The following is a 6,743-nucleotide window of genomic DNA, read 5'->3' as shown; positions in this document are numbered from 1 at the left end:
CGCACCACATCTAAAGGTATCGCTATTCCCCACCCCTTATTTTCTTCCGTCGTTATAGCAAAACCCGGGTCTTTAACACTATGCACATAAGGGCTGGGCTTTTTGGTATACGCCAGTCCTTCTTCGGCTGAAGCCGCGGTAAGACCACCCCCATCAGCAAAAAACCACGCTTTAATGTATTCCCCTTGATATTTAACCACTTCCCCCCGCGTTTTTTCTACAGCTTTAGTTACCGCCTCATTAATCTTGCTCGAGTCATAAGCCTGAAATTCTTCCACATTTGTTGAAGCATCGGTCCCTCTGGCCGGCACTCCTCCTTCTGTTTTCATTCTTTCCCAAGCAAATGTACGCGCCAAAATGGCTTGCGCCGCCAACGCATTAAGGGGCCACGTCGGTATCATTTCCGCCGCCACCACCCCTTTAACATATTCCTCCATCTTGATTTGCTTTGTTTCACCCGTTTCCGCTACATATAAGGAAATTGTCGGTTCTTCTCCCATTTTACTATCTAAAGGACGACGCTGTTGACCGACACAACCGGAACTTACCAGCACTAAACAAAAACTAATTATTAAAGAAATAAACCATCCTACTTTTTTGCTCCGCAAATTACCCATTTAAAAAACCTCCTCACGCCTTTTCTTAAATCTAGTTTGGCAACAAGGAGGTTTTCTATACATCTGTTTTACGAAATGCCCAATAACTTAAAAACTAAAAAGACTTAACAAAAAACTTTTTATTCGTATGATAAATAATTTAAAAAAACCGGTTTTTTCTACCGTAACCTGATAAGTACGGAGCAAAGCTCCCTCACTAACCACTATTTGAAAGTCATTTGTTTTTTCATTTAAGTCTATTTGCTTAGTCATCCCGCTCATTTGCGGATATCCGTTAAGCAACAGCATATGTTCCGAATTTTCCAAAGTAGCCGTAAAGTCAATATTAGGAACTTTCTTTTTTACATATAGGGTGTACTCTAAAGTATTTGGAGCAAATTTCTTAGATAATGTGCCCCTACTAACCGCAAAATCAGCAAGTCCGCCGGTAAGATTAAGCCTTGCCGGCACATTACATTCCCCATAATTATTATTCCCCCAAGCCACAACCGTACCATCAGCTTGTAAAGCTAAAGCATGACTACGGTCTGCGGCTATACCCACGACATTATTTAAGCCTTCAGGCACATCACACTGACCGCGGTCATTATATCCCCAAGCATAAACCAAACCAGCTTGGGTTAAAGCCACTGTATAAAAATCACCCGCATCTATGGCTACTACGTCATTTAATCCCTCAGGTACATCATCCCTATTTCCCCAAACCACAACAGTACCATCTCTGGTTAAAGCTGCAGAATGATAATTACCCCCCGCTATATCCACGACCTTACCTTGTATATCATCAGGCACACGACACTGACCTTGGTCATTTCTGCCCCAAGCATAAACTAAACCATCTTGGGTTAAAGCTAAAGAGTGTTCACAACCTACAGCTATAGTGCTAACATTATCTAACCCCCGAGGGACATCACATTGTTTTAAACCATTATACCCCCAGGCAATGACCGTACCATCTGCTTTTAGAGCCAAAGCATGGTCTCTATTCGTGGCTAGAGCCACCACATTATTTAAACCTGCCGGTAAATCACACTGGCCACGCCCATTATCTCCCCAAGCCACTACCGTACCATCAGCTTGCAAAGCAAAGGAATGAGAACCGGCAACAGCAATAGCCTTTACTTTGCCTAATTCCGCCGGTACATCACATTGACCATCATAATTTCCGCCCCAAGTCACCACCGTGCCATCGGCTTTTAAAGCTGCCGAATGAGCACTTCCCGCCGCAATTTTTTGACCCGCAACCCGAGCCCGCTCTACAGTTAAAGCAATCTCTACCGGTTGTGGGGGTAGAATCACTTCACTTTCCATAATTTTCAGACCCTCGGGTATATCACATTGACCATACTCATTATCCCCCCAAGCTACAAACGTACCATCTGCTCTTAAAGCTAAAGAATAATCCTCAGCGGCGGCAATCGCCACTACATTATTCACCTCTGCCGGGACAGTACCCAGACCATAATAGCTCCACTCCACAACCGTACCATCGGCCCTTAAAGCTAAAGAATGCTCATGATTTGCCGCGATGGCTACCACATTATCTAAACCCTCAGGTACATCACATTGCCCATTATAATTTTCGCCCCAAGCCACCACCGTGCCATCGGCTTGTAAAGCCAGAGAATGAAGAAAACCGCCCGCAATACCTACAACATTAGTTAAGTCGGCCGGTACATCACACTGACCGTTACCGCTCAGCCCCCATGCCACAACTGTACCATCGGCCCTTAAGGCTAAAGAATGATTATCACCGGTAGCAATAGCTACGACATTGTTTAACCCCCCGGGCACCCCACACCTCATTAAAGAATCTTCCCCCCAGGCAACCACCGTACCATCTGCCTTTAAAGCTAAAGAATGTTCATTACCGGCAGCTATAGCCACCACATTAGTTAAATTTTCAGGCATAGGGATCGCCCAATCACCTAGCCTATTCCATTCCACAACCGTACCCTCTGCTGTTAAGGCTAAAGAATGGAAATCACCGGCCGCTACCTCCACCACATCACTCAAATCTTGAGGTTGAGCATGCTCCTCTTCTTCCTCCAAGAGCGATAATAAAGCATCCAACAACTCCCCTCCGGCCCCCCACTCCACAACAGTGCCATCAGTTTGTATAGCCAAAGAATGCAGACCACCGGCCGCGAACTTTTTCTGTGCCGCCCGGGCTTGTTCCATAGTTAAGGCAGCTTCAGCCCGCTGTGGTGTTAGCATTATCACCCCACTACTGACAAGCGTAAAAACAAGCACCAACCATAACATTGTCCACCTTAAGACTCTTGTTTGCCCTTTCCCCATGAACACCCCTCCTTTCATTTGCTTAAATATTAACACAATTTTAACCTAAAAACGAGGGGGCGTTCCCTGCCCCCAATGAAAACATTTCACTCCATAATTTTATACAAACTTGCCGCATCATCTGCCCGTACATTATCCTTAACTTCCAGCACTTTCACCTTTGTTTGTTTAGAGCCCCAACCGATTTCCAAAATATCACCGGGTTTAACTTTGGTCCCCGGCTTAGCCACTCTCCCATTTAACAAAATTCTCCCAGCGTTCGTTACTTCCTTAGCCAAAGCACGACGTTTAATTAAACGTGATACTTTCAAAAACTTATCTAATCTCATAATTATCCAACCTCTCAGACTTTTCCCCCTAACTATAAAGATTGAAAAAATATCAGGTCCTGCAAGGAACCTGATATTTTTTCATGACTACATTAAAAAAACAAATAAAGACAAATTAACTATTGGCTACTGCCTCTTTTAAAGCTTTCCCTGCTTTAAAAGCTGGTACTTTTGTGGCCGGTATATGAATCGGTTCCCCAGTAGCCGGATTACGACCCATCCGTGCGGCCCGTGGTCTCACTTCAAAAGTACCAAAACCAACAAGCTGTACTCTGTCCCCACTAACCAGTGCTGCTTCGATACTGGCGAGAACAGCAGACAGGGCCTTTTCGGCATCCTTTTTAGTCATTTCCGCTTTTTCAGCCACTGCACTAACTAATTCAGCCTTATTCAAAACATATCCCTCCCCTAAAGGTATTAGAATTATTCATTTGCTACATTCTCTAAACTTTATTAAAATCCTGCCTTTAAAACAAAGTTTTTCTTAATAAATGCATTTATAAGCCTTTTATTTTAGCCTTTTCCCAAATTTCATCCAAATATTGTAAATTGACCGCTTCCCAAGTCAAATTATTATCCATAATTTCCCTTTCCAAATAATTAAAACGACGAATGAATTTGGTAATAGTTTTCAATAAAGCCACCTCAGGTGAAAGATTCACAAAACGAGCCACATTTACAACCGCAAAAAGTAAATCACCTAATTCTTCCTCTATTTTTTGTTTATTTCCTTCAACAGCCAAGGCCTCTTCCAATTCCTGCAATTCCTCTTTAACTTTAGCCACGGGTCCCCGTAAATCTTCCCAATCAAAGCCCACCTTTTTTACCTTAGCTTGTACCTCTTCAGCCAAAAGTAATGCCGGTAATGCCCGGTTTAATTCACCCAGTACCCCTTTTTCCCTACCCTTTTCAGCCTTTTTAATTTCCTCCCAATTCTCAAGAACTTCAGCAGAATCTGCTACCACCACTTCCCCAAATACATGGGGATGACGGCGGATCATTTTTTCAGTAATTCCGGCAATTACTTCCCGCAAATTAAATTCTGCTTTTTCTTCCGCTAACAGTGCGTGAAATACTATTTGTAATAGTAGATCTCCTAATTCCTCTTTTAACCATTCCTTATTTTCACTATTAATAGCTTCAATAACTTCATAGGTCTCCTCTAATAAACAAGACCTAAGTGTAAAATGGTCTTGCTCCCGATCCCAGGGACAGCCATCTGGAGCCAAAAGTCTTTTAACAACTTCCACCAATGGCTCCAAGGAATTCTCCTCCGACATCTTTCTCCACTCCCCTTTCATCTCTAATCATAATAAAAAAAGGTGGTTTTATCCACCTTTTTTATTCTTCCATTTGTTTAGCTAAAAAAGAGGCCGCAGTTTCCGCCAGTTTTAATTCCAACTCGGAAAACTTAACATCTGGTTCCTTACTAATTAATAATACCGCTCCAATGGGATCACCCTCCGCTATAATGGGTGCAATTACTTCCGCAGTATATTTACATTCTTCACCTTCCTCATGTAAACAAATGGCACAATAAGGTTCTTGCCCCGGCTCATCAAGCATAATCGTGCTTCTTTCTTCCATGGCCTTTTCCACCGCCGGACCAATCCGTTTATTCAAAAACTCCTTTTTCGGGGCACCGGATACAGCAATAATTTGGTCTCGATCCGCGATACAAGCAATATGTCCGATCGCTTCATAAAGAGAATCTGCATACTCCTTTGCAAAAGTACCCAATTCACCAATCGGGGAATACTTTTTTAAAATTACTTCACCATCACGGTCTACAAAAATCTCCAAGGGATCGCCTTCACGAATTCGCAATGTTCTTCGAATTTCTTTGGGAATTACTACTCTACCTAAATCATCTATTCTACGTACAATTCCGGTTGCCTTCACGGGCTCACCTCTTTCTTTCTTGATAATTCAGGGTTACTGTAATGCTAGTATACATCTTTAAAACCTTAATTATTCACAGGCAAAAAAAACCACCCAAAGGATACTTTACCATAGGGATTGATTTTCTTTTTAAAAGTTCAGCAAAGCCAACTGTACTAACCCCACCGCTTACCCTCAACCTTAAAAACAACTATCTTATCCACAAAATCACTTTCTAAACCAGCACATAGTACTAGAATCAAAAGAGGGTTCATGAGAAAATTCATGAAGTCCGATAAAGTATTGAAAACAAGGGTTTTCAATACTTTATCAGATAATTTTAGCTTTTCTTTTATCATATGAGCAGGCTTAATCTGCATAACATTTTGGGAATTTTCACTATATTTTCCCCCGGGAGATCCCGAGAAATAATTTCACTCATTATAAATGGTTTGGTTTCTACATTTTACAAGAGATTTAGCCCCCAAAAAGCAGTTATTAGTTATAAATTAGATAGAGAATTCACGGTCAACTGCTCCTCGATAAATTCCTCAAAACTATCTATGTCATCAAAAATCACTTCATTGCCCAGGGCTTCGAAGTGTTTTTTCCCACACTTTATCTTAGCACTTTCTATTGGTCTTACATTTTCAAACATTATATTAGCCTTAGTTTCTAGCACAAAGTAGAGCTTATCCTTACCATCTACCTCTATAAGCACAACCCAGTCAGGATTATAAAAACCTAAAGGTGTAGATATTTTAAACCAGCCAGGTAACTTTGCATAGAGCTTCACGTGCACATTATTTTCAAAACTGGTGGCAAAACTTTCCTCATTGGCACTGTCGTAAACTACGTATTCAAATACAGATTTTTTACTTTCTATCATATTCTTGTGCAAATATCCTGTTAATTCCTCTTTTTCGAATAGTTCTTGGGTATAGTATTCATCATCGCCTATCTTGGTGTATTTTATCCCAGCAACTATCATCTGCCTCATTTTAGCAGTTATAATCTTAGCTACTTGCTCCATATACCTTTGAGGATTCTTTTTAAACAAATGGATTGTTCTACTATAAAGGAGAATATCTACAATAGTTTTTCTGGTTAGATTAGTTTCATTCTGTAAATAGGCAATAATATCAGGAATATTTTCCCGTAAATCATCTAATTTCACTGCATACCTTTCTAATTCTTTAGTTGACACACCACCTTCACTTACATCAAGTCCGGCCTTTGTATATATTAGTTTAGCTGAACTTACGAACAGGCTCCTTTGCATTTCCTTATAACATTCTTCAATCAGCTTTTCACTATCAAAATCCACAGAATAGGTTGTCTTATATTTTATCCTATCCCAAAGTTCCTTAAATTCGGGGTCTAGATAAACCCGTTTATTAAGTTTAATAATTCTTTTATCATCATTATTTTTAATATTAAGGCGACTTGACACCTTTCTGACCAAAGCTGTTATCTCCGCTTCTACGGGCTCAAACTCCTTTGGTATTTCAAGCTTGTTTTCTTTTAACGCGGTTTTTAATTTGCCTTGAACCTTACCCTTTTCATCAATATAGCCATTTTCTAAGAAGTTTTTAACAATAATTTTAGATGCTTT

General features: G+C 40.8%; 8 protein-coding genes. All 8 read right to left on the bottom strand.

The genetic code is table 11. The features are described from left to right. Positions 1 to 617, bottom strand: a 617-nt coding sequence (locus GX687_00965) for a SpoIID/LytB domain-containing protein (protein HHX96027.1), incomplete at its 3' end; no start/stop codon positions are given. 87 nt (positions 618 to 704) lie between these two features. Next, entirely contained in the window at positions 705 to 2,918 is a 2,214-nt protein-coding gene (locus GX687_00960; protein ID HHX96026.1) for a hypothetical protein, read from the bottom strand. Positions 2,919 to 3,004: 86 nt separating this feature from the next. Continuing rightward, positions 3,005 to 3,247 carry an RNA-binding S4 domain-containing protein gene (locus GX687_00955; protein HHX96025.1) on the bottom strand — a complete coding sequence of 81 codons (243 nt, stop codon included), beginning with the start codon at positions 3,245 to 3,247 and terminating at the stop codon, positions 3,005 to 3,007. A gap of 115 nt (positions 3,248 to 3,362) precedes the next feature. Continuing rightward, a complete protein-coding gene (locus GX687_00950; GenBank protein ID HHX96024.1) occupies positions 3,363 to 3,641 on the bottom strand; it encodes an HU family DNA-binding protein in 279 nt (92 codons plus the stop codon). A 103-nt stretch (positions 3,642 to 3,744) separates the two neighbouring features. Then, entirely contained in the window at positions 3,745 to 4,527 is a 783-nt protein-coding gene (mazG, locus tag GX687_00945; GenBank protein HHX96023.1) for a nucleoside triphosphate pyrophosphohydrolase, read from the bottom strand. A gap of 61 nt (positions 4,528 to 4,588) precedes the next feature. Continuing rightward, positions 4,589 to 5,149 carry a stage V sporulation protein T gene (gene spoVT, locus GX687_00940; GenBank protein HHX96022.1) on the bottom strand — a complete coding sequence of 187 codons (561 nt, stop codon included), beginning with the start codon at positions 5,147 to 5,149 and terminating at the stop codon, positions 4,589 to 4,591. A gap of 207 nt (positions 5,150 to 5,356) precedes the next feature. Continuing rightward, the gene (locus GX687_00935; protein ID HHX96021.1) at positions 5,357 to 5,452 is read right to left on the bottom strand and encodes a transposase; all 96 of its coding nucleotides are present in this window, start codon (positions 5,450 to 5,452) and stop codon (positions 5,357 to 5,359) included. Between the two features lie 178 nt (positions 5,453 to 5,630). Next, a partial coding sequence (locus GX687_00930; GenBank protein ID HHX96020.1) for a type III restriction endonuclease subunit R occupies positions 5,631 to 6,743 on the bottom strand: 1,113 nt, incomplete at its 5' end.

The sequence above is a fragment of the Clostridia bacterium genome (assembly GCA_012841935.1).
Taxonomy (GTDB): Bacteria; Bacillota; Peptococcia; order DRI-13; family DTU073; genus DUTS01.
Note: the sequence above shows the minus strand (reverse complement) of the source record. Positions and strands in the feature narration are given on the sequence as shown.

What these genes read in the sequence shown, in the direction of transcription:
- GX687_00960 (HHX96026.1), bottom strand. Translation starts at nt 2,918, where the DNA reads ATGGGGAAAGGGCAAACAAGAGTCTTAAGGTGGACAATGTTATGGTTG.
- GX687_00955 (HHX96025.1), bottom strand. Translation starts at nt 3,247, where the DNA reads ATGAGATTAGATAAGTTTTTGAAAGTATCACGTTTAATTAAACGTCGT.
- mazG (HHX96023.1), bottom strand. Translation starts at nt 4,527, where the DNA reads ATGTCGGAGGAGAATTCCTTGGAGCCATTGGTGGAAGTTGTTAAAAGA.